At 73.0% G+C, this 22993-nt stretch carries 22 protein-coding genes; 1 reads left to right on the forward strand and 21 read right to left on the reverse strand.

Going from position 1 to position 22993, the window contains the following annotated elements:
* Nucleotides 1-8: 8 nt before the first annotated feature.
* From VGK78_RS02625 to VGK78_RS02660, 8 genes are read right to left on the reverse strand one after another with little or no spacing between them, the layout of a single operon-like run.
* Nucleotides 9-1172, reverse strand: a complete 1164-nt coding sequence (locus tag VGK78_RS02625) for a class I SAM-dependent methyltransferase (protein ID WP_331525739.1) — start codon at nucleotides 1170-1172, stop codon at nucleotides 9-11.
* 18 nt (nucleotides 1173-1190) lie between these two features.
* Nucleotides 1191-2315 carry a HAMP domain-containing sensor histidine kinase gene (locus VGK78_RS02630; RefSeq protein ID WP_331525740.1) on the reverse strand — a complete coding sequence of 375 codons (1125 nt, stop codon included), beginning with the start codon at nucleotides 2313-2315 and terminating at the stop codon, nucleotides 1191-1193.
* Complete coding sequence (locus VGK78_RS02635; protein ID WP_331525741.1) at nucleotides 2312-2995, reverse strand: response regulator transcription factor; 684 nt, start codon at nucleotides 2993-2995, stop codon at nucleotides 2312-2314. The genes VGK78_RS02630 and VGK78_RS02635 overlap by 4 nt, the downstream gene beginning before the upstream one ends.
* On the reverse strand, nucleotides 2970-3416 hold the full coding sequence (locus VGK78_RS02640; RefSeq protein ID WP_331525742.1) for a hypothetical protein: 447 nt from the start codon (nucleotides 3414-3416) through the stop codon (nucleotides 2970-2972). Before VGK78_RS02640 ends, VGK78_RS02635 begins: the two co-directional genes overlap by 26 nt.
* Entirely contained in the window at nucleotides 3413-4573 is a 1161-nt protein-coding gene (locus tag VGK78_RS02645; RefSeq protein ID WP_331525743.1) for a molybdopterin-dependent oxidoreductase, read from the reverse strand. The genes VGK78_RS02640 and VGK78_RS02645 overlap by 4 nt, the downstream gene beginning before the upstream one ends.
* Entirely contained in the window at nucleotides 4570-5217 is a 648-nt protein-coding gene (locus tag VGK78_RS02650; protein ID WP_331525744.1) for a class I SAM-dependent methyltransferase, read from the reverse strand. Before VGK78_RS02650 ends, VGK78_RS02645 begins: the two co-directional genes overlap by 4 nt.
* Nucleotides 5214-5855, reverse strand: coding sequence for a TIGR04282 family arsenosugar biosynthesis glycosyltransferase (locus VGK78_RS02655; protein WP_331525745.1), 642 nt, complete (start codon nucleotides 5853-5855; stop codon nucleotides 5214-5216). Before VGK78_RS02655 ends, VGK78_RS02650 begins: the two co-directional genes overlap by 4 nt.
* Nucleotides 5852-6517 (reverse strand): glycosyltransferase family 2 protein, encoded by a 666-nt coding sequence (locus VGK78_RS02660; protein WP_331525746.1) that lies wholly within the window; start codon nucleotides 6515-6517, stop codon nucleotides 5852-5854. The genes VGK78_RS02655 and VGK78_RS02660 overlap by 4 nt, the downstream gene beginning before the upstream one ends.
* A gap of 112 nt (nucleotides 6518-6629) precedes the next feature.
* Here VGK78_RS02660 and VGK78_RS02665 point away from each other — a divergent pair, with 112 nt between their 5' ends.
* Nucleotides 6630-8003, forward strand: coding sequence for a hypothetical protein (locus VGK78_RS02665; RefSeq protein ID WP_331525747.1), 1374 nt, complete (start codon nucleotides 6630-6632; stop codon nucleotides 8001-8003).
* A gap of 3 nt (nucleotides 8004-8006) precedes the next feature.
* Here VGK78_RS02665 and VGK78_RS02670 read toward each other — a convergent pair whose 3' ends face one another.
* The 13 genes from VGK78_RS02670 to hpnC form a co-directional block, all read right to left on the reverse strand.
* On the reverse strand, nucleotides 8007-9035 hold the full coding sequence (locus VGK78_RS02670; RefSeq protein ID WP_331525748.1) for an NAD-dependent epimerase/dehydratase family protein: 1029 nt from the start codon (nucleotides 9033-9035) through the stop codon (nucleotides 8007-8009).
* Nucleotides 9032-9820: an S-methyl-5'-thioadenosine phosphorylase gene (locus VGK78_RS02675; protein ID WP_331525749.1), complete on the reverse strand. Its 789-nt coding sequence runs from the start codon at nucleotides 9818-9820 to the stop codon at nucleotides 9032-9034. The genes VGK78_RS02670 and VGK78_RS02675 overlap by 4 nt, the downstream gene beginning before the upstream one ends.
* A gap of 69 nt (nucleotides 9821-9889) precedes the next feature.
* Entirely contained in the window at nucleotides 9890-10708 is an 819-nt protein-coding gene (locus VGK78_RS02680; protein WP_331525750.1) for an ABC transporter permease, read from the reverse strand.
* Entirely contained in the window at nucleotides 10705-11541 is an 837-nt protein-coding gene (locus tag VGK78_RS02685; protein ID WP_331525751.1) for an ABC transporter permease, read from the reverse strand. The genes VGK78_RS02680 and VGK78_RS02685 overlap by 4 nt, the downstream gene beginning before the upstream one ends.
* Nucleotides 11541-12470 (reverse strand): ABC transporter ATP-binding protein, encoded by a 930-nt coding sequence (locus VGK78_RS02690; protein ID WP_331525785.1) that lies wholly within the window; start codon nucleotides 12468-12470, stop codon nucleotides 11541-11543. The genes VGK78_RS02685 and VGK78_RS02690 overlap by 1 nt, the downstream gene beginning before the upstream one ends.
* Before the next feature lie 72 nt (nucleotides 12471-12542).
* Nucleotides 12543-14348 carry a 1-deoxy-D-xylulose-5-phosphate synthase gene (locus VGK78_RS02695; protein ID WP_331525753.1) on the reverse strand — a complete coding sequence of 602 codons (1806 nt, stop codon included), beginning with the start codon at nucleotides 14346-14348 and terminating at the stop codon, nucleotides 12543-12545.
* Nucleotides 14348-15352 carry an adenosyl-hopene transferase HpnH gene (gene hpnH / locus VGK78_RS02700; protein ID WP_331525754.1) on the reverse strand — a complete coding sequence of 335 codons (1005 nt, stop codon included), beginning with the start codon at nucleotides 15350-15352 and terminating at the stop codon, nucleotides 14348-14350. The genes VGK78_RS02695 and hpnH overlap by 1 nt, the downstream gene beginning before the upstream one ends.
* Complete coding sequence (gene ispH / locus VGK78_RS02705; RefSeq protein ID WP_331525758.1) at nucleotides 15349-16833, reverse strand: 4-hydroxy-3-methylbut-2-enyl diphosphate reductase; 1485 nt, start codon at nucleotides 16831-16833, stop codon at nucleotides 15349-15351. Before ispH ends, hpnH begins: the two co-directional genes overlap by 4 nt.
* A complete protein-coding gene (gene shc, locus VGK78_RS02710; protein WP_331525759.1) occupies nucleotides 16830-18806 on the reverse strand; it encodes a squalene--hopene cyclase in 1977 nt (658 codons plus the stop codon). Before shc ends, ispH begins: the two co-directional genes overlap by 4 nt.
* The gene (locus tag VGK78_RS02715; RefSeq protein WP_331525762.1) at nucleotides 18803-19816 is read right to left on the reverse strand and encodes a polyprenyl synthetase family protein; all 1014 of its coding nucleotides are present in this window, start codon (nucleotides 19814-19816) and stop codon (nucleotides 18803-18805) included. The genes shc and VGK78_RS02715 overlap by 4 nt, the downstream gene beginning before the upstream one ends.
* Complete coding sequence (gene hpnE / locus VGK78_RS02720) at nucleotides 19813-21195, reverse strand: hydroxysqualene dehydroxylase HpnE (protein WP_331525763.1); 1383 nt, start codon at nucleotides 21193-21195, stop codon at nucleotides 19813-19815. Before hpnE ends, VGK78_RS02715 begins: the two co-directional genes overlap by 4 nt.
* The gene (gene hpnD, locus VGK78_RS02725; RefSeq protein ID WP_331525764.1) at nucleotides 21192-22070 is read right to left on the reverse strand and encodes a presqualene diphosphate synthase HpnD; all 879 of its coding nucleotides are present in this window, start codon (nucleotides 22068-22070) and stop codon (nucleotides 21192-21194) included. The genes hpnE and hpnD overlap by 4 nt, the downstream gene beginning before the upstream one ends.
* Complete coding sequence (gene hpnC, locus VGK78_RS02730; RefSeq protein ID WP_331525765.1) at nucleotides 22067-22930, reverse strand: squalene synthase HpnC; 864 nt, start codon at nucleotides 22928-22930, stop codon at nucleotides 22067-22069. Before hpnC ends, hpnD begins: the two co-directional genes overlap by 4 nt.
* Nucleotides 22931-22993 lie beyond the last annotated feature (63 nt).

Genomic DNA, 22993 nt, shown 5'->3' on the forward strand with positions numbered 1-22993 from the left:
CCGCCCGGTCAGGCACGCAGCGCCAAGACCTGCAGCCAGCCCTCCCCGTCCTCGCTCACCTCGTGCTCCACCTGCTCCACCCGCCAGCCGGCACCCGCGAGGGCGGACCTCAGCGGCTCCTCGCGCCAGAAGGTGAAGAAGCGCGGAGCGGTCACGTTGCCGTGGATCGACCAGTCCTCGCCGTCGCCCTCCTTCAACCCGACGAAGAGCACACCCCCGGCCTCGGTCGCGTCGGCGAGCCGGCTGAGCACGAGCGCGAGCTCGTGCCGGTCGACGTGGAGCAGGCTGGCGTCCGCCCAGACACCGGCGTACGGCGTGCCGGGCGCGGCGGGGTCGGACAGGTCGTCGACGGCCGGGTCCACCACGTCGGCCTGGTTCCCCGCCTCCCGGAGCATCGCGACGAACGCCGGGGTGATGTCGGTCCGTCGCACGGACAGCCCCGCGTCCTCGAGCGCCCGCGCGTCGCGGCCCGATCCGCTGCCGATCTCCAGCACCCGTGCCCCGGGTCGCAGACGTGCCGCGAAGCGGTCGACCAGGGCCTGGATGCTCGAGGGCATCTCGGAGGTGTTCGCGCGGTAGTCGGCCGCGGAGTCGTCGTACGCCCTGACCGTCGCCGCGCGCGCGGCGTGCCTCACGTCGTGGAGGTGGTGCACGACGTCGTGGAGCTGGTAGCGCGCGAGCGACTCGATCGTGAACGCGTGCCCGTCGCTGCGACGACCTCGACGGTGCCACGACAGCGGCGGCACGGACGCGTAGAGGTCGCTCATCGCGTACGCCGCGGCCACCAGCGTGGGCCCGACGATCGACGGCAGCTGGTCGGCGTACCGCCCCTCCTCGGCCGATCTGTCCTGGTCCCAGTTCTCGAAGAGCGGGTCGTCGTCGGCCAGCATCTGCGACACGCGGTCGTGGTAGATCTGGTGGACGTCGTGCACGTGGCACGCGTACTCGAGCGTCGACCACCGGTCGGGCCGGGTGCGCTCCGCCACGGACGGGTCGGCCAGGAGCGCGAACCACACCTGGGCGTTCGTGCGGAAGGCCCGCGGGATCGCATGTCGGTCGAAGCTCGCGGCGTCGAAGCCGCACTCGTCGCAGGGCCGGTCCAGCACCCAGGTCCAGTCCTTGGTGTCGGGCTGGAGGGCGGCTGGCTCGAGAGGGCCGGGCCGTGGGGTCACCGGCACATCCTGACCTACCTAGCCCGGCAGCGTCACCAGGAACCGGCAGCCGGGGTCATGGTTGGTGACGGCTACATGGCCGAGGTGCGCCTCGACGATCCCCTTCACGATGGCCAGGCCGAGCCCGGCACCCGCGCCGTCACGGGAGTCGAAGGGACCCGGTGTCCGCGCGGCGCTCCCCTGCCAGCCCACGTCGAAGACGCGCGAGATGTCCTCCTCCCGCATCCCGCCGCAGGCGTCGGTGACGGAGAGCTCCACCCCGGCGGGGACGGCACGGCCGCGGATCTCGACCACCCCGTCGGCAGGCGTGTGCCGGATCGCGTTCATCAGCAGGTTGGACACGACCCGCGACAGCCCGGCGGGGTCCGCGGTGACGAGCACGTCCTCCTCCACCTCCCCGCCCAGCCGTACGCCGCGCGCCCGGGCCACCGAGTCGGCCCCGGCCAACGCCTCGCTCACCACGTCGCCGAGGGCGCACGGCTGCGGGCTCAGCCGCATCACGCCGGCGTGGATCCGTGAGAGCTCGAAGAGGTCGTCGACCATGCGCACCATCCGGTCGACCTCGGTCCGCATCATCGCGTGGTAGCGGGTGGGGTCGTCGGCGAGGCCGTCCTCGAGCGCCTCGGTCATGGCCCGCAGCCCGGCCAAGGGCGTCCGGAGGTCGTGGGAGACCCAGGAGACCAGCTCGCGTCGCGACTGCTCCAGGGCCAGCTCGCGGCTCCGCGACTGCGCGAGGCGCTCGCTGGTGTTGCGCAGCTCCTCGGAGAGGGCGGCGAACTCGGCCGGCCCCGAGGCGTCGTTCGCGAACTCGCCGCTCTCGCCGAAGCGGCGAGCCTCGTCGCGGAGCCGGCGCGACCACCGCGCGAGAGCTCCGCCGACGGCGAGGGCGAAGGCCAGGGCGACCACGCCGGCGACCGCCGCCACGAGCCCGATCACTCCCACGTCGTGGCTCGAGATGAACATGGCGTGCGCGGTCGCCAACGTGCCGGCGACCACCGCCAGGATCGCGACCGTGGCGACGCCCACGGTGAGCCAGCGGACCGACGCGCGCCGCGCCATCCAGACGACGAGACCGCCGACGAGCCCGACGCCGCCGGACCAGGCGGCGGTGGTGAGGACGATGACGACCTGGTCGTGGGTCATGTCGCGGGCTCCCATCGGTAGCCCACGCCCCACACCGTCGCCAGGCGCACCGGGTGGGTGGGGTCCGACTCGATCTTCTCGCGCAGCCTTCGGACGTGGACGGTGACCGTGGACTGGTCACCGAACGACCAGCCCCAGACGCGCTGCAGCAGCTCGTCGCGCGAGAACGCCTGGCCGGGATGGCTGAGGAAGAAGCGCAACAGGTCGAACTCGCGGACCGTGAGCGGCAGGCGACGCCCGGCCAGCGTCGCGGTGTGCTCGGTCGAGTCGACGACCAGGTCTCCGTCGGTGACGGAACCCTTCAGGCCGGTGCGCTCACCGACCCGGCGGAGCACGGACTCGACCCGCAGCACGAGCTCCCGCGGGCTGAACGGCTTGGTGACGTAGTCGTCGGCGCCGAGCTCGAGCCCGACGACGCGGTCGGTCTCCGACCCGAGCGCGGTCAGCATGATCACTGGCACGTCGTCTCCCTTGGCCCGCAGCCGGCGACAGACCTCGATCCCGTCGATCCCGGGGAGCATCAGGTCGAGCACCACCAGGTCGACCCGCTCGACGCGCAGTCCGGTGAGCGCGGACTCGCCGTCAGCCGCCTCGGCCACGTCGTACCCGGCGGCCCGGAGGTAGGTCACCACCACCTCGCGCACGGTGACGTCGTCATCGACGACCATGACCGTGGCCATCGTCACCTCCCTGGGCCGCACCGGCCCGGTGCGTGACGCCGCGGACGAGCGTCGTCACCAGTATCGCGGTCCCCACCACCGCCACCAGCCCGAACCAGCCGGTCCAGTAGGGGCGGTCGAGCAGCGACGGCTCGGTGGCCCGCGCACTGAGGCGGCCCAGGACGGGCACCGACAGGATCGTGACCGGTGCGAGCACGATCAGCGCCACGGTCCACGGCGCCAGCCGGTGGCGCGGAACGAGCCGCACCGCGACCAGGACCAGCGCGATCGTGACCGGCGCGAGGACGGCGTCGTGCAGGACGACGCCGCCGACGAGCCAGGTGAGTGTCGCCACCAGGTTGGCCGGCCCCAGTGCGAGGAGCCGCCACCCGCCGTACGCCGCGAGGCCGAGGCCCGCCGCCAACGTCATCCCGCGGATCACGACAGCACCTCGAGCCGGCTGACCCACTTGGTCTGGAGCTCCCCCGGACGGTCCGGCGCGATCACTCGGCACGGGTAGCCGTGGTCGATCGACAGGGTCTCCCCGTTCAGCTCGAGGGCGAGCAGGGTCGCCGGGTCGTCGACGTACCGGTCGGGAAGGGTGGTGTCGCGGAACGCGCCCCGCTCCTGCAGCGAGAGCACCGCGACGTCGCGGCCCGACGGTGCGCCGACGCGATCCAGGAGGTCGCGCATGCGGACGCCGCGCCAGGTCGCACCGGCGCTCCACCCTTCGACACACGCGATCGGCAGCGAGGACCTGGTCTGGGGCATGGCCGCGAGCTCCGCCCGGGTGAAGACGTGGTGACGACCGTCGTGCACCACCGTCAGCCGGTACGCCGCGCTGGTGGCGGCCGCGGTCACCCGCGCGGTCGCGGCGGACGTCCGGACGGGAAGGTCCTGGGGTCCGTCGCCGGACCTGACTGCCAGCACCGACACGCGTCGGAGCCACGGCACCGTCGCTCCCGCCGTGGCGAGCACGGCGACACCGGTGGCCGCCCAGGTGGCGCCCAGGAGACCGCGTCGGCTCAGCACGCCGGCCGTCGCGGCTGCGGTCGGCCGGTCCAGGGCGCTGCTCTCCAGGTCGGCGCCGAGCGCGGCCCGGATCACCGGGAGCTTGACCGCGACGTGGACCACCAGTGCGCCGATGGCGATCCACCCGACGGCGTAGTGGGTGCGCACGAACGTGAAGTGCCAGGGGTACCACTCCGAGGTGTTGGCGATGCCGGTGGCCAGCTGGAAGATCGCGGCCGCGACCAGCACCGCGATCGACGCGCGTTCGGCGCCGTGGACCACGAGCTCACGCGCCCGGCCCGGAGGTCGGGAGAGCAGCTTGGGATAGACGGTCCAGAGCTTGACCAGCAGCAGCGGGACCGCCGCGGTGCCGCTGATCACGTGCAGGCCCTGGACGACCCGGTAGCCCCAGACGGGTCTGGTCGGGTACGGCACCCACGGGTGCGGCACCTTCGACCAGTGGCTGACCAGCCCGGTCACGAAGGCCAGGCCGAAGCAGATGCCGAGCCAGAGACCGACCCGTGCCGTGACCGCGGGGCTCCGGAGCCTGGAGGTGAAGTCCGACTCCCTGGGCAGGCGCGGGCTCATCGCGCGTTCTCCAGGACGGCGCAGTACCGGTCGCCGTACCGGTGCTCCGAGAGAACTCGCAGCGCCGCCGCGGCGGCGATCGCCACGATCGCGTCCGTCCCGACGAGAGTCCACGGGAAGGGGCCGGTGCGGCCGACGTGCGTCTCGAGGCACACGTGCCGCGTGCGCACACCGGTGCCCGGCGGCGCGAGCTCGACCACCACGCGACCGGTCGGCGCGATGATCTCGCGGCTCCGGGCGAGCAGGGCGACGGGGTCGCCCCCGATGCCGATGTTGCCGTCGGCGAGCAGCGCCGTCTGCCATCGCCCCTCTCCGGGCACCTGGTCGAAGACGTCTCGCAGCAGGACGGCGACACCGCGGCCGAGTCCGAGGCGCACCGCTTCCGGCACGACATCGATGCCCAGCACCGGACGCCCCCGAAGAGCCAGCGCCTGGGCCATCCGCCCCGGTCCGCAGCCGATGTCGACGGTCGGCCCGTGGCAGAGGCCGAGGATTGCCTCGTCGGTGGCGGTCGCGTCGCGGAGCCATGCCGCGGTCGGCAGGAGACCGACGATCCCGTCCTCGTCGACCAGGAGGCACGCGTGTCCGCGCAGGGCCGAGCCGAAGACCCTGGCCACCGGGACGGTGGCGTCGGCGACCGTCATCGCGCCACCTGCCGCCACGTACGCCTGAAGTGGCCCCCGTCGAGGCGACTCGCGACGGCGCGCGCGTCGCTCACCGTGTCCACGTCGCGCAGCACCCGCGCGGAGGACACCGTCTGCCCGGCCGCGGCCAGCGCGTCCCGGGTCCGCCGACAGGTGTCGGGGCGCGACATGGGGACGCCGACCAGGCCGGCGGCGGCAGTCGGGTCCTGGAGCGCCAGCACCCACCAGCCCCCGTCGCGCGCCGGGCCCAGCACGGCGTTCCCCTCTCCCGACGCCGCGGCCACCGCACGCAGGTCGGTCGCGGTGACCTGGGGCGTGTCCATCCCGACCTGCACGGTGGGGCCGGGACCGGAGGCGTCCGCGTGGGCGTTGGCCAGCCGCTCACCGAGGCTCGCGCCCCGTTGCGGGTGCACCACCCATCCTCGGAGGTGGTCGCGCAACCTGCCCTCGTCGCAGGCGCCGCGCAGGTCGCCGTCGAGGGCCAGGTGGCACTCCCCGAAGGCCTCCCCGCACGCCGCCAGGGTGTCCAGGAGCGCCGCCGCGGCCACGCGAGCGGCCGCCTCCATCCCGATCACCGCGCCCAGCCTCGTCTTCACCCTTCCCGCGACCGGCGCCTTCGCCACGACCAGTGCCCTCACCTCGCCAGCACCTTCACGAAGTCGTGGGCGGTGAGGACGGTCCCCCGCACCGACCCACTGACCTTCGACCGCGTCCCGGCGGCGCGCGGCCGGTAGGCGACGTCGTACTCGGCGATCCGCCATCCCGCCGCGGTCGCCCTGCGCAGCAGCTCGAGCGGGTAGCCGAAGCGTCGGTCGCGCACGTCGAGGGCCACCAGGTCGGCTCGGCGACAGACCCGCATCGGTGCCAGGTCGTGCACGGCGAAGCCGGAGGAACGCCGCAGCCAGTGCACCACCGCGGCGGTGCCGACCCGGGCGTGCCAGGGCCACGCCCTGCGGGTGGTCGGACGCCGCCGGCCGACGGCGAGGTCGGCGTCCCCCTCCATGACCACCCGCAGCAACCGACCGAGATCGGTGGGGTCGAAGGACCCGTCGCCGTCCAGGACCGCGACGTACTCGGCCGTCGCGGCCTCGACACCTGCGTGCACCGCGGCGCCGTATCCCCGCCGCGGCTCCGTGACCACCCGCGCTCCCAGGGCTCGCGCGACGCTCGCGGTGTCGTCGTGCGACCCGTTGTCCACCACGATCACCGAGAAGCCGGTCGGAACGGCGGCGAGCAACGCAGGCAGAGCCGGGCCCTCGTCACGGCACGGGAGGACGAGGTCGCAGGCCGTGGAGTCCATGCCTTTCACGCTAGGAGCCCGCCGCGCCCTCCCGGCGCGGATGGGATTACGGAACCCTGACGACCCGGCCTCCTCACCGGATCGCGAACGGTGCGCCGCCTAGCCTGACGAGGTGCCGGCCACCGTCACGAGACAGCCGTCGAGCCAGCCGTCGAGCGCGCCCACGGGCCGGGTGGTGCGGGGCTGCCGATGGGGGCTGGGCGGCGCCGTCTTCGTGGTCGCGGCGGCGATGGTCGTGCCGCCAGTCACGGGCTGGGACGTCCGTGCCACCGGCAGCCTGCCTCACACCGTGGCGCCGTTGTACGCCGCCTTCCGTCCGGTCGTGGGGATCGGCACCCCGTTCGCGATGGTCCTGGGCTTCGCCGGGGTCAGGTACGGACCGGCACTCGCGGCTCGGCTCACCTGGCGCCGGCTGCTGGTCGGGGCGTACGCCGGTGGCCTGGCCTGGACGCTCGCCCTCGCGTTCGTCTCCGGGCCCGGCGGTCTGTCGCGGGCCACGTCGAGCCACGGCGAGTACCTGTACAGCGCCCGCCGCGTGCACGACCTGCACGCGCTGCTCCAGGGGTACGTCGCCCGGATCCCGCTGAGCAGTCCGGACAACTGGCCGACGCACCCCGCCGGACACCCACCCGGCGCTCTGCTGTTCTTCGTCCTCCTGGTCCACCTCGGCCTGGGCGCGGCGTTCGCCACCGGCCTGGTGATCACGTTGATCGGAACCAGCACTCCCGTCGCCGTGCTGGTCACCCTCCGGCGACTCGGTGAGGAGGAGACGGCCCGTCGGGCGGCACCGTTCCTCGTGCTCACGCCGGCGGTCCTGTGGATGGCCGTGACCGCGGACGCGATGTTCAGTGCCGTCGGCGCGTGGGGGGTGGCGGCCCTGAGCGTTGCGGCGACGACGGACCGGGCCGGCCTGCGCTGGGGTGGCGCCGCGACCGCCGGACTGCTGCTCGGCCTGCTGCCGACGCTCTCCTACGGCCTGGTGCTGTACGCCACCCTCGCCTTCGCCGTGCCGGCGCTCACCCGGGCCTGGCGGCTCCTGCCGACGGTGGCGCTCGTGGCCGTCCTGCCTGTGCTCGCGCTCGCCGCAGGGGGGTTCGTCTGGTGGGAGGCCTATCCGGTCCTCCGCGACCGCTACTGGGACGGCATCGCGAGCTCGCGCCCCACGGCGTACTGGCTGTGGGCCGACCTGGCCTCGCTCGCCCTGTGCGCCGGGCCGATGCTCGGCGCCGGCCTCGGCGCGCTGGTCGCCCGCGGACGTGAGGCGTCGCGCGCGGCCCGGTACCTGGTGGCCGCTGCCGGGTCGTCGATCGTGGTGGCCGACGCCTCGCTGATGAGCAAGGGCGAGGTCGAGCGGATCTGGCTGCCGTTCGTGCCTTGGCTGCTGGTCTCGATGGCTCTGCTGCCGGCGCGCTGGCGGCGACCCGCTCTCGTCGTCCAGGTCGTGGTCGCCCTCCTGCTGGAGCATCTCCTCGACACGGTCTGGTGAGAGTCAGACTCGGAGCGGCTCGTGCCGGAACGCCGCGAGGCCGCCCGTCGGCGCGACCCGCGCCCGGAACCCGAGCTCCCGGGCCGCCCGCTCCGGCGACGCGACGACGTGCCTGACGTCGCCGAGCCGGTAGCGTCCGGTGACCTCCGGCGCTGGTCCGTCGCCTGCCACCGTCCGCGCGACGTCCAGGATCGAGACCGGCGTACCGGAGCAGACGTTGTACGCCGCGAACCCCGCCGCCTCGCGTGCGGCCCGGCCGGCGAGCAGGTTGGCGCGCGCGACGTCGTCCACGTGCACGAAGTCGCGCATCTGCAGCCCGTCCTCGAACACCTGCGGCGCCTCTCCCCGCTCGACCGACGAGCGGAACATCGCGGCGACGCCCGAGTACGGCGTGTCCCGCGGCATGCCACGGCCGTACACGTTGTGGTACCTCAGGGCCACGACCGCCCCGCCCGTCTGCCGCGCCCAGGCCGCCGCGTACTGCTCCTGGGCGAGCTTGCCGGCGGCGTAGGCGCTGCGCGGGGCGACCGGTGCGTCCTCGTCGACCGGCGCCCAGGCGAGCGGTGTGCCGCAGCGAGGGCACGGGTTCTCGAACCGGCCGGCCTCCAGGCCCTCGACCCGTCGCTCCCCCGGTCGCTGCGGGCCGTGTGTCGCGCACACGTAGCGCCCCTCGCCGTACACCACCATCGACGACGCCAGCACCAGCCGGCGGACACCGCCCTCGTGCATCGCGGCGAGCAGGGCCGCCGTGCCGAGGTCGTTGTGCGAGGCGTACGCGGGGAGGTCGGCCACCCGGGCGCCGAGCCCGACCAGCGCGGCCTGGTGCACGACCACGTCGACCCCGCGCAGGAGGTGGACCCAGGACGGTGCGTCGCGGACGTCGAGCCGGTGGGTGCCGGCCGGCGGGTCGGCGCTGCCGTGCGCCTCCGGCAGCATCAGGTCGACGCCGACCACCTCGTCCCCGGCGGCCGCGAGCGCGTCGGCGACCGCGGTGCCGATGAACCCGGCCGAGCCGGTGAGCAGGATCCTCACGGGATCTCGTAGGTCAGGTCGACGCCCTCGGCCCACGTGTCGCAGGTGCAGCCCGTCGGCTCCGGCAGGTCCGCGATGACGCCGGCAAGCAGCGCCCTCAGGCGCTGGGTGTTCTCGGCGAACATCGCGAACACGTCCTCCTGGCGTACTCCCTGCTCGGGCTCGACTCCCGCGTCCATGTCCGTGACCAGTGCGATCGAGGCCAGGCACATCCGCAGCTCCCGGGCGAGGGCCGCCTCGGGGGCGCCGGTCATGTTGACCAGGGTCCAGCCGCGCGCGGCGAAGTCCTGCGACTCGGCCCGGGTCGAGAACCTCGGGCCGTCGATGACCACCATCGTCCCGCCACGGCGTACGCCATCGGCCGTCGCCAGGGCGGCCGACAGCCGGGGGCAGTAGGGATCGGCGAACGGCAGGTGGACGGCGCCCCGTTCGACATAGGTGCGCGCGCGACCGGAGGTGCGGTCCACCAGCTGGTCGGGTACCACCAGGTCGCCGGGGGCGACCTCCGGCCGCAGGCCCCCGACCGCGCAGGGCGCCAGCACCTGACGGACGCCGAGCGAGCGCAGGGCCCAGAGGTTCGCCCGGTAGTTGATCAGGTGCGGCGGGTACTCGTGGCCGGGTCCGTGGCGCGGCAGGAACGCGACCCGTCGCCCCGCCACCTCCCCCACCGAGACCAGCCCCGACGGCTCGCCGTACGGCGTCCCGACGTCGACCTCCTCCGGCTCGTCGAGGAAGGAGTAGAAGCCGCTGCCCCCGATCACGGCGACGTCCGCACGTGTGCTCACCCGGCCACCCTTCCAGCGCGGCACGCGGTCATCCACACCAGACGGTGCCCGTCACGGATCCGTAAGCGATCAGGTCAGCAGCAGCGCGTCGAGGCGACGGCGTACGACGATCAGACCCGCCACCCCCATCGCCACCAGGTAGACCACCGAAACGCCGGACTCCCAGCTGAGGACGCCGGTGGTCAGCTCGCGGCACAGCACGACCCCACGGTAGAGCGGGGTGGCCTCGACGATCCACCGCAGCACGCCGTGGAAGGCCGTCACCGGGAAGAACGTGCCCGAGAACAGGAACAGCGGCAGCTGGACGAGGGTGATCTTGTCGAAGTCCTGCCACGAGGTCATCCACGTGGTCAGCCCCATGCAGACGGCGCTGAACGCGAACCCGATCAGCAACGTGGCCGGGAACGCCAGCAGCGCCCACCACGAGTGCACGAGTCCCATCGCCCACATCACGACCAGGAAGGCGACGGAGTACGACGCGCCTCGCAGCTGGCCCCAGATGATCTCGCCGCGGGCGATGTCCCCGGTGGTCAGCGGCGTGGCCAGCATCTGGTCGTAGAGGTGCTCGTAGCGAAGCTTGAAGAACACGTTGAAGGTCGAGTCCATCAGCGCGCCGTTGAACGCCGACGCGGCGAGCATCCCGGGCGCGACGAACTCGGCGTACGGGATGGAGTGGCCGTTGAGCTCGAACGCGTGGATCAGCTTGCCGACGCCGATGCCGATCGAGAACAGGTAGAACACCGGCTCGAGGAAGCCGGTCAGGAACAGCTTCCAGGCGCTCTTGTAGGTCACGTAGTTGCGCAGCACCAGCAGCCTGGTGCCCTCGAGTGGACGCAGCGGGGAGGAGGTGGAGAGCCCCGGCGCGGACGCACGGGGCGTGGAGCTCACGTGGCCAGCCTCCGCTCCAACGACCGGAGCGCCGTCCACCAGCCGGAGACCAGCACGACCGCGAGGACGGCCACGTTGATCGCCGCCGTCGACCAGTCGACGTGGTCGAGGCTGAACATCCGGGTCAGGTTCACCCCGTGCCACAGCGGCGTCAGGCGGGCCACCCACTCCAGCACGGGTCCGAGGTTGCTGATCGGGAAGAAGGAGCCGGAGAACAGGAACAGCGGGATCAGCCCGAGCCGGAAGATCAGCCCGAACGACGCCTCGCTCTCGATGTGGGCGCTGAACGCGAACGTCCACACCGCGAACGCCATCCCGACGAGCAGGGTCGCCACGAAGGCGACCACCGGCCCCCACCACGACGCGAAGACCCCGAACGGCGCCATCACCAGGAAGTAGACCCCGCACGTCGAGGCGATCCGCAGCAGGGTGAACGCGAGCATCGCGTTGGCCAGGTCGCGAGCCTCGAGCGGGCTCGCCAGCTGGGCGTAGAAGCTCTTGTGCCACTTGAGCGCGCCCATCACCGGGTACGTCGTCTCGAACACGGCCGTCTGCATGGCCTGGGCAGCGATCAGGCCGGGCACGATGAACGCGAGGTACGACGTGGCCCCGTCGAGCCGGCTCGGGCTCACGTGGACGAAGCCGCCGAGCAGCACCCCCATCGCCAGCACGTAGAACAGCGGGGAGGCGAACGAGGTGATGACCGAGCCCCGCCAGGTGCGTTTGTAGACGGTCCACCAGTAGTCGACCTGGCGCACGATGCCTTGCCAGGCCGTCAGCCGACGGTCGTCGCGGAACGTGCCGGCGTCGGACGCCGAGTCGGTGGCCGCCATCAGTCCACCAGCGTCCGTCCGGTCAGCCGGAGGAACACGTCCTCGAGCGTCGAGCGGCGTACCAGCGTGGCGATCGGGCGCAGCCCCCGCTCGTGCACCTGCTCGAGCACGTGCTCGCCGTCCGCGCTGTAGACCAGGATGCGGTCGGGCAGCACCTCGACCCGGTCGCCGAGGTCGGCGATCTTCTCCGCGGTGGCGTCGTGGTCGCCGACCGGGAAGCGCAGCTCGGCGACCTCGCGCGTGGAGTGCTGCCGGATCAGCTCGAGCGGCGAGCCCTCCGCTGCGATCACCCCGCGGTCCATCACGACGAGCCGGTCGCACAGCTGCTCGGCCTCGTCCATGTAGTGAGTCGTGATCACCAGGGTCACGCCCTGCTGCTTCAACCGGAACAGCCGGTCCCACAGGACGTGGCGGGCCTGGGGGTCGAGACCGGTCGTCGGCTCGTCGAGCAGCAGGATGTCGGGCCGGTTGATCAGGGACCGGGCGATGGTGAGCCGACGCTTCATGCCGCCGGAGAGCCCCTCGACCTTGGCCTCGCGCTTCTCGGCGAGCTGCACGAACTCCAGCAGCTCCTCCGCCCGCTCGCGCACCTCGCGCTTGGGGATGCCGAAGTAGCGACCGTAGATGTAGAGGTTGTCGAAGACGTTCAGCTCGTTGTCGAGGGTGTCCTCCTGAGGGCAGACGCCCAGCCGCGACCGGATCGCCGGGCCGTGCTCGGCGGGGTCCATCCCGAGGATCCGCAGCTCTCCCCCGGTGACCGGCGAGACGGCCGCGATCATCCGCATCGTCGACGACTTGCCGGCGCCGTTGGGACCCAGGAACCCGAACGCCTCGCCCCGGCGTACGTCGATGTCGATGCCCTTGACCGCCTCGACCACCGCGCCCGACCTGTCGGGAAATGACTTCCGCAGGTCACGCGCGTGGATCATCGAGTCGGCCACGTTGACCGACCCTACAAACCAGCGCCGACAGGGACGGACTGACCCGGACCGCGCGGAGGCTTACCGCGCCCCCGCCAGGGCGTCGTGCACGGCGGCCGTGATGCCGTCGGCGTCGAGCTCGTAGGCGGCGAGCAGCTCGGTGCGGCTGCCCGCCGGGAGGAACTGCCGCTCCGGCAGCGCCAGGCAGCGCAGCATCGGCCCGTTCGCACCGCCGGCGTCGCGCAGGGCGCGGCCGACGTGGTCGCCGAACCCGCCGGACGGCGCTGCGTCCTCGACGGTGACCACGAGACGGTACGACGTCGCGGCGGCGACGACCTCGGGATCGACGGGGAGGAGCCAGCGGGGGTCGACGACCGTGACCCCGAGCCCGCGTTGCTCCAGCCCGGCCGCGGCCTCGAGCGCGCACGACGACAGCGGACCGGCAGCGAGGAGCAGCACGTCACGGGCCGCGCCGTCGGCGAGCACGTCCGCGCTCCCCCACCGTCCGACGGCGTCGACCGGCGCAGGGCAGGAGCCACGCGGGAAACGGAGAGCGGTCGGTCCGTCGTGCGCCACGCACTCGCGCAGCAGTGCCCGCAGCCGGACGCCGTCGCGCGGGGCGGCGACCCGGATGCCCGGCACCAGGCCGAACAGCCCCACGTCCCACATGCCGTGGTGTGACTGCCCGTCGGGCCCGGTGATCCCGGCCCGGTCCAGGACGAAGGTGATCGGGGCCCGGTGCAGGGCGGCGTCCATCAGCACCTGGTCGAAGGCCCGGTTGAGGAACGTCGCGTAGATCGCCACCACCGGGTGCAGGCCCGCCGTGGCGAGGCCCACCGCAGAGGTGACCGCATGCTGCTCGGCGATGCCGACGTCGAAGACCCGGTCCGGGAAGCGCTGCGCGAAGGGGAAGAGCCCCGTGGGACGCATCATCGCGGCGGTGATCCCCACCAGGTCCGGTCGCTCCGCGGCGAGCTCCTCCAGCTCGGCGGCGAACTCGCCGGTCCAGCCCGGTCCGGCCGGGACCGCACCGGGAGGCGCCGCCGGAGACACGGTGTGCAGCCGGTCGGCCACGTCCTGCTCCGCGGGCGGGTAGCCCTCGCCCTTGCGGGTCACAACGTGGACGACGACCGGCCGGTGGAGCACCCGGGCCTCGCGCAAGGCCCGCTCGACCGAGCCGACGTCGTGGCCGTCGACCGCGCCGAAGTAGGCGAAGCCGAGGTCCTCGAAGAGGTTGCCCCTCGCCGTGCCCTCCCGGAGCTCGGCCAGGTGCCCCGGCAGACGACCGGCGGTCGGGTCGTAGGAGCGGCCGTTGTCGTTGACGACGACCACGACCGGACGCTGCGGAGCCGCGCCCAGGTTGTTCAGCGCCTCCCAGGCCATCCCTCCGGTGAGCGCGCCGTCGCCGACGACGGCGACCACCCGGCGTTCGGGCGTCTGGGACAACGCGAAGCCCTTCGCCAGCCCATCGGCGTACGACAGGGCCGTCGAGGCATGGGAGTTCTCGACCACGTCGTGGACGCTCTCGGCCCGACTCGGGTATCCCGAGAGGCCGCCGCGCTGCCGCAGCCCGGCGAAGTCGGCGAGCCGGCCGGTGAGCATCTTGTGCACGTAGGCCTGGTGTCCGGTGTCCCAGACCAGGGCGTCGTACGGCGACGCGAAGACCCGGTGCAGGGCGATCGTCAGCTCGACGACCCCGAGGTTGGGACCGAGGTGGCCGCCGCACTCGGTGACCCGGTCGACCAGCTCGGCCCGGATCTCGGCCGCCAGCAGCGGCAGCTGGCTCGGCGTCAGCCGGCGGACGTCGTCGGGACCCGCGATCGACTCGAGCAGCCGTGGATGTCGCTCGACCTCGGTGGCCAGATCTGCGAGACGGGTGCCGGTCATCATGCCCCCACGGCCGCGCGGACGGTCTCTCGGAGCGACCCCATCGTGGCGACGACGGCGGTCGGCTCGTAGCCGCAGTGGGCCATGCAGTTGGCGCACCGCGGGTCCTTGCCCCGGCCGTAGCTGTCCCAGTCGGTGTCGTCGATCAGCTCCCGGTAGGTCGCGACGTACCCGTCGTCCATCAGGTAGCACGGCCGCTGCCAGCCCTTGAGGGAGTACAGCGGGATCGCCCACGCCGTGCACGCGAAGTCGACCTTTCCCTCCAGGAAGTCGAGGTAGAGCGGCGAGTGGTTGAGCCGCCACCGCTTGCGCCGTCCGTCGGCGAACGCCTTCTTGAACAGCTCGCGCGTCTCCTCCGGACCGAGCCAGTGCTCCTGGTCGGGCGCCTTCTCGTAGGCGAACCCGGGCGAGATCTGCATCAGGTCGACCTTGAGCTCGTCGTTGAGGTAGTCGAGGACGTCGATCACGTCCTGGGGGCTGTCGGTGTCGAAGAACGTCGTGTTGGTCATCACTCGGAACCCGGCGTCCTGCGCCATCCGGATCGCCTCGACAGCCTGGTCGAAGACGCCGTCCTTGCAGACCGACTGGTCGTGCCGCTCGCGGAGCCCGTCGATGTGGACCATCCAGGAGAAGTTCCGGTGCGGCTTGAACCGGTGCAGGTGCTTGGGCATCAGCACGGCGTTGGTGCACAGGAAGACGATCTTGTTGCGCGCCAGCAGCCGGCGGACGATCTCGTCGATCTCCTTGTGCATCAACGGCTCGCCACCGGCGATCGAGACCATCGGCGCGCCGGCCTCCTCGATCGCGGCCACCGCCTGGTCGACCGGCATCCGTTGCTTCAGCCAGTCGTGGGTCTGCTGGATCTTGCCGCAGCCGGCGCACTTGAGATTGCAGGCGTACAACGGCTCGAGCTCCACCAGGATCGGGAACTTCTCCCGTCGCAGCGCCTTCTGCTTCATCAGGTACGCGCCCAGACGCACGGACTGACGCAGGGGCATGCTCATGCGGTCGTCACCTCTTTCGGTAGCGAGAACGACACGTCCTCGAATGCGTCGCCGACCGGGCGGACCACAGTGGGTCCGAGGCCGCCGAGCGCGGCGAGCAGCTCGTCGACGAGGAGCGGCGGTGCGGAGGCACCGGCGGTGACCCCGATCCGTCGTACGCCGGCGAGCCAGGACAGCTGGACGTCGGAGGCGTCGTCGATCAGACGCGCCGGGGTGCCGGCCGCCTCGCTGACCTCGGCCAGGCGGCGGGAGTTGGAGGAGTTCTCCGAGCCCAGGACCAGCACCAGGTCGGACTCGGCGGCCACCCGGCGTACGGCGCCCTGTCGGTTGGTGGTGGCGTAACAGATGTCGTCGTTGTGCGGGCCCTGGATGGACGGGAAGCGCTCGCGCAGCACGGCGACCGTCTCGGCCGCCTCGTCGACGGCGAGGGTGGTCTGCATGGCGTAGGCGAGCTGGTCGGGATCGCCGACCTCCACCCGCGCCGCCTCCTCCGGGTCGGCCACGACGATCACGTGCTCGGGTGCCTCGCCGCGGGTGCCGACGACCTCCTCGTGGTCGTGGTGGCCGATCAGCAGCACCGTGCTGCCACGGGCCGTGAACCGGCGCACCTCCTGATGCACCTTGGAGACCAGCGGGCAGGTGGCGTCGATGACCTTCAGCTCCCGCTCGGCGGCGGTCGACCGGACCTCCGGCGCGACGCCGTGCGCGGCGAGCACCAGCGTGCTGCCCGGAGGCACGTCGTCCGCCTCCTCGACGAACACCGCGCCCCGGCGCTCGAGGTCGTCGACCACGTGCCGGTTGTGCACGATCTGGCGGCGTACGTAGACCGGCGCGCCGAACCGCTCGAGGGCGCGTTCGACGATCTCGATCGCCCGCTCGACGCCCGCGCAGAACGAGCGGGGTCCGGCGAGCAGCAGCTCGCGCTCCCCCGTCGCGGCGGCCCAGGCCTCGATCACCGGTGCCGCACGTCGCAGCGACGCCAGGGCGGCGACGCCACGGGCAGGCGTGCCCGGCCGCAGCAACGGCCGGTCCGGGGTGTCGACGACGGCCCGGACGACGACCGTGGTGCCGTCGGTGGACACCAGGCCCGCAGACTCGGTGTCGACGGCGAGGGCTCCGGTGTCGGCGAGGCGGCGACGACGGTCGGGGTCGTGCACGACACCGTCCACGGTGACGATCGGTCCGGTGTGGACGAGCAGCCCGATGCGGCGCAGGTCGCCGGCGACGATCGGGGCCGCCGGGCAGATGATCCTGGCGCCGGGATCGGTGCTCGGGTCCTCGCCCCGCCACACCTCGGTGGCGACCACGAGGTCGCCCGGGAGGAGGTCGTCACGGAGGGCGCCCGCGACGCCGGCCACCAGGACGGATCCCGGGCGCGACTCGCCTGTCGCGCGGCCGGACCGGACCAGGTCCGGCGTCCGCACGCGGTCACGGAGGGCCAGCCACTCCGAGCGAAGGGGCGTGAAGACTGTTGCGGTCATCGTGCTCCTTTCCCCACTGCTGGGTTCGGTACCCCGGAGCCGCTGATGTATCGGTCTCCGACATACCGGCGCACGTAGCGGCCCAGCGCCCAGACGGGGAACACGAGCCGGTAGAGGTGGTAGGCGATGTAGAAGTCCCCCGGGAACCCCGTGCCGGTGAACCGGTGCTCGTCCCAGCCGCCGTCGTCGCGCTGGGTCTCCACGAGGTAGCGGACACCGCGCTCGACGGCCTCGGTGTTCTGGTCGGCGGCGAGCAGGGCCAGCAGCGCCCAGGCGGTCTGGGACGGCGTGGAGTCGCCGCGGCCGATCCAGGCCGGGTCGCGGTAGGAGCGCAGGTCCTCGCCCCAGCCGCCGTCGTCGTTCTGGTGCTCCTCCAGCCACCGCACCGCTCGGCGGATGCGCGAATCCCGGGAAGGCACGCCGGCCGCCACCAACGCGGGTACGACGGCGCCGGTGCCGTAGACGTGGTTCGCGCCCCAGCGGCCGAACCACGACCCGTCCGCCTCCTGCGCGTTCGTCAGCCAGTCGACTCCGCGGCGGCACGGTTCCTCGCCCGTGCGACCCTCGGCGGCGAGCATCTCGACGACGTGGGCCGTCACGTCGGCGGACGGTGGGTCGATCACCGCGCCGAAGTCGCAGAACGGCAGCCGCTCCACGAGCGTGCGCGTGTTGTCGGCGTCGAAGGCGCCCCAGCCGCCGTCGCGCGACTGCATGCCGGTGGTCCAGGTGACAGCTCGGTCGAGGGCGGCCGCCAACCGCTCCGGGGCAGCCGGGTGACGGACGCGGCGGAGAGCCAGGACGATCTCGGCGGTGTCGTCGATGTCGGGGTAGCTGTCGTTGGCGAACTCGAAGGCCCAGCCGCCGCTGACCAGGTCGGGCCGCCGGACCTGCCAGTCGCCCGGCCCGGTGATCTGCTCGTCGAGCAGCCAGTCGGTCGCTCGCACGACGTCCGGGTCGTCCGGCTCGACGCCGGCGTCGAGCATCGCGGCGACGGCGAGAGCGGTGTCCCAGACCGGGGACTGGCAGGCCTCCAGCCAGCGCGCCGGCCCCTCGTCGGTCTCCGTGTGCAGGGTGAACCCGTCGAGCCCGGCCAGACCCGCCCTCATCGCCGGGCTGTCGACGTCGTGGCCCCTCAGGTGCAGCGCGATCAGGCTGTAGACCCAGGGCGGCTGGATGCCGCCCCACCCGCCGTCGGCCTCCTGACGGTCGAGGATCCACCGGACCGCCCTGCGCAGGGCGCGCTCCCGTAGGAAGCGGACCGGCCGCCGGTTGTAGGCGTGCAGGAGCACGTCGAGCCGCTGGAAGACCCCGGCCAGGCTGGTCAGTCGCGCGGGCGGTGGCGGGCCTACCCCCGTGCGCAGGTCACCGACGTCGATGGCGATCGGCCGCACCGGTTCGAGGGCACTCACGACGGTCAGGGCGACGATCGTCTGCCGTGCCCAGCAGCCCCAGTCGTAGATGTTGAGCGGCACCCACCGCGGCAGGAACATGATCTCCGGAGGCAGGTGGGGGCAGTCGTCCCACGACCAGAGGCCGAACAGCGACAGCCACATGTGGGTGAAGACCCGGGCCCGCTCGAGGCCGCCGCCGCGGCGTACGAACCCGGCCGCCGCCACGAGATGCGGCGAGTCGGCGGGATCGCCCGCCATCCGCAGCGCGACCCAGGACTCCACGGTCGTCGAGAGGTCGCCGGGGCCTCCGGCGAAGTTCGACCAGGACCCGTCGTCGTTCTGCCGCGACCGGATGTAGCGCGCGGTCTGCGTGTCGCCGTCCGGGGTCGCGATGCCGAGGAAGTGGCGCAGCATCAGGTCCTCGGCGTCCATGGTCATGTTGGTCTCGAGGTCGCCCTTCCACCAGCCCTCGTCGTGCTGGAGCTCGCGCAGGCGGGCGACAGCACGGTCGAGAGCTCCGCGCGCGGGGTCGTCCGGCTCGGCGGCGACACCGGTGACCGGGGCGGGACGTGTGGCGGTCACAGGTCACGCTCCACGACGAAGCGGGCCAGGTTGCCGAGCTCCTCGGCATGCGCGGGGTCGAGCCCCAGCCCGTCCAAGGCGGCGAGGGCCCGGTCCACGCGCTCGCGGGCCTCGCGCTGCGCCCAGTCACGGCCACCGGCTCGGTCGACGAGCTCGGCCGCCCGGCACAGTGCGAGCTCGCCCGGTTCCTCGGAGCCGGCGAGCCACCGTGCCAGCTCCCGTCCGGGGGCACCGCCGTGGTGCATCGCCCAGACGACGGGCATGGTCTTCTTCCGTGCCCTGAGGTCGGAGAACACCGGCTTCCCCGTGCGCTCGGGCCAGCCCCAGATGCCCAGCATGTCGTCGACGAGCTGGAACGCGAGGCCGACCTCCTCGCCGTACCGCCGCAGGGCGCGTACCGCCGGCTCCGGCGCGCCGGCGAGGACGCCGCCGAGCTCGGCGCTGACCCCGAGGAGGGCACCGGTCTTGCCCGCGGCCATGTCGACGCACTCGGCGAGCGTCACGTCGCCCCGGCTCTCGAAGGCGACGTCGAGCACCTGTCCGCGGATCAGCTCCCGGGTCGCCCGGCCGAGGGCGCGCGCGGCGTCCGTGGCGTACGCCGACCCCGACTCGTCCAGTGCCTCGTGGGCCAGCGAGAGCAGCGCATCGCCCACGAGCACCGCCATCGCGTCGCCCCAGACCGACCACACGGTCGGCCGGTGGTGGCGCTCGGCGTCACGGTCCATCAGGTCGTCGTGGATGAGGGAGAAGTTGTGCACCAGCTCGACCGCCACGGCACCGGCCACGAGGTCCTCCGGGGCCGCCCCCAGGGCCTCGCCGGCCATCAGCACCAGCGAGGGCCGCACGCCCTTGCCGGACGGACCGGTGATCTCGCGGCCGTCGCGCTCGCACCAGCCGAAGTGGTACGACGCGACCAGCCGGGTGTCCTCGTCGAGCCGGGACACGGCCTCGCGCAGCGACGGCTCGACCAGCTGCCGGCCGCGGCCGAGTGCGGGTGCGGCGACGCTCACGACGCCACCTCCTCGGCCCGGGGGCGGGCACCGTCGTCGGAGGCGCGGCCGATCACGGAGGCGGCGGCCGCCTCGCCGCTGCGGACTGCGCCCTCCATCGTGGCCGGCCAGCCGGTGTCGGTCCACGCGCCGGCGACGTGCAGGCCGGTCATCGCGGTCGTGGCGGCAGGGCGCCAGCGCGACGAGCCAGGAGCGGAACGGAAGGTGGCGGAAGGCTCTCGGGTCACGAAGAACTCCTCGATCGTGGCTCGTGCGAGGTCCGGCAGCAGCCGGCGCAGATGCGGAAGCAGCTGCTCCCGGAGGTCGGCGACCGGTACGCCGACCAGGTCGTCGGCCGCGGACAGGGACAACGCGAGGTACTGGCCGGTGCGCAGACCCGACTGCTCGGTCCGGTCGAACACCCACTGCAGCGGCCCGTCGGCGGCCGCGACGAACGGCGTGCGGAGGACCCGGCGGTCGAGCACCAGGTGGGCGTTGACGATCGGGGAGCTGCCGAGACGCTCTGCCCAGCCGGGCTCCATGGCGAGGGCGCCGGCCGGGAGCAGACCCTCGGCGGCGGCGGGACCCGTGGCGACCACCACGTCGTCGTACGACGCCGTGCCGGACTCCGTGCCCACCTGCCACCCGGCCCCGAGGTCGACCAGCCCGGACACCTTGGCCGAGGTGCGGACCTCGACCCCGACGTGGGCGAGGGCGCCGGCGGCCGCATCACCGTGCAGCCTTTGCAGCGGCACCCGCGACCAGCCGATGTCGGCCGCGTCGGCGTGCTCGAGCAGCCCGACCTGGAACACCGTGGCCGCCAGGGCCAGCGACGCGTCGGCCGCTCGGGCGTTGAGCGTGGCGATCCCGATCAGGTCCCAGAGGGCGGCCACCGCTCGTGGTGTCTGGCCGCGTTGCTCGAGCCAGCCGCCGAACGACTGCTCGTCGACGGCGGGACCGGCGCGGTCGAGCCGCCCGAGCGCCAGCGCGGTCGCGGCCGCGCGGAGACGCTCGGCAGGGCTCAGCCAGCGGTAGCGCAGCAGGGACGAGCCGAGGTGCAGCGGCGCGGGCAGCGCCGACCGGCGCAGATGACCCATGCCGGGGCGCTCCTCGCTGCGCACCGGTACGTCGAGCCGGGGCTGGATCTCGACCAGGTCGCGGACGCCGAGCCGCTCGAGCAGACGCAGGTACGACGTGCAGCAGCGCAGGAAGACGTGCTGGCCGTTGTCGACCCAGAGCTCCCCCTGCGGGGACTCGCGCCGGAACGAGTGGGTGAGCCCTCCGAGCCGCGGCCGTGCCTCCAGCAGGGTCACCCGGTGTCCGGCGTCGGCGCAGTCGAGTGCCGTCGTGATCCCGGCGAGTCCGCCGCCGATCACCACGACGTCGCGGATCGCATTCATCGGCCACCACCTCGCGAGCCGGCCGCGAGCGAGCTCACCGCCACCGACACCTTCTCGATGCCGCTGAGGGAGAGTCGCCGGTCGTAGACCGAGACCGGCTGGGCCCCGATCCGGCGCAGGAGATGGTGGTAGATCCCGGCCATGGCCCGGCACGACGCGGCGCTCCGCCGGTCGAGGTGCGGCACGAGCCGCATGCCGAGGCCGTACCAGTCCTCCGCGCGGGTGGCGGCGTACCGGATGTAGCCGGCGAGCCGGGCGTGCGGGTCGGCGAGCGAGCCGGTCGCGTCGAGCCGCAGGTCCACGCCGAAACGGTCGAGCTCGTCGGCGGGCAGGTAGACCCGGTCGTTGAGGAGGTCCTCGCGGATGTCGCGCAGGATGTTGGTCTGCTGCAGGGCGATCCCGAGCTGGTCGGCGTACGTCGCGGCGACGCCGTGGTCGACCCCGTCACTGCCGAAGATCGACAGGCAGAGCCGACCCACCGAGCCGGCCACGAGCCGGCAGTAGCGAATCAGCTCGTCGACGTCCGCCACGCGCACCCGCTCGAGGTCGAGCTCGACGCCGTGCACGATCTCCTCGAACGCATCCACCGGCACCGGGTAACGGCGGGCGGTCTCGGCCACGGCGGCGTACACCGGGTCGTCGACGTCGTCGATCGAGCCGAGCCGCTTGCGCACCAGATCCAGCTCGACGTGCTTCTGCTCGACCGGGAGGTCGCCGTCGCCGATGTCGTCGATCCGGCGCGCCAACGCGTAGAGCGCACACAGTGCGTCGCGCTTGGCGGGTGGCAGGAGCCGGATGCCGTAGTAGAAGTTGCGCGCCTCGGTGCGGGTGATCTCCTGGCAGGCGGCATAGGCCTCGATCGCGGTGTCGGTCACGGGCGGGTCCTCCCGGATCGCGACGCGAACAGGCGCATGGTGAGAGCCGCCGTGCGCGCCCGCGACGGGGAGGCGGTCCGGCCGAGGACGTCGCCCCGGGTGCGCCGTAGTGCGGTCACGGTCGCCTGTCCCCCGGCTACGTACCCGGCGACGCAGCAGCGGGCCCAGCCGTGGAGGCGGCGTACCAGCGGCGCGCCCTCGGCCAGGATGCCGGCGGCGCGCTCGACCTCGAACCGCATCAGGCGGGCGAGCGCGGGCGAGGCGGCGAGTGCGTCGAGGTCGGTCTCCGGTACGCCGTAGCCGAGCAGGTCCTCGGTGGGCACGTAGACCCGGCCCGCCTTGCGGTCCTCCCCGACGTCCTGCCAGTGCTCGAGCAGCTGGAGGGAGGTGCAGACGCGGTCGGACAGCCGCACGTTGAGGTCGGTGTGCTGGTCGAACACCGCCAGCACGATCCGCCCCACCGAGTCGGCGCTCAGGCGGCAGTAGTCGAGTAGCGCCTCGAACGTCGGGTACCGGCTGACGAGTTGGTCCTGGAGGTTGGCTTGGACGAGGTCGTGGAAGTAGCGCTCCGGCACGCGCTCGGCCACGGTGCGCAGCAGCTCGTCGAAGACTGGGTCCCCGACGACCTGGCCGGCCCAGGTGCGCGTGACCCGTTCGTCGATGGCGTGCAGCAGCGCGACCCGGTCGCCCGTGGCCTCGTCCCCCGTGTCGTCCACGGTGCGGGCGAAGGCATAGACCGCGTGCAGCGCGCGACGGTGACGGCGCGGCAGCACCGCGAGCGCGACCGGGAAGTTCTCCCCCTTCTCGCGCTCGGACAGCGCCGCGAGGGGCGGCACCGCCCGATGTTCCTCAGCCGTCACACCTCGATGGTGCGTCAGCACAGGACGCCAGGTCTGCTCAGGAATTTCACGTTCCGTGATAGA

The sequence above is a fragment of the Nocardioides sp. genome, assembly GCF_036503465.1.
In the GTDB taxonomy this organism is placed as follows: domain Bacteria; phylum Actinomycetota; class Actinomycetes; order Propionibacteriales; family Nocardioidaceae; genus Nocardioides.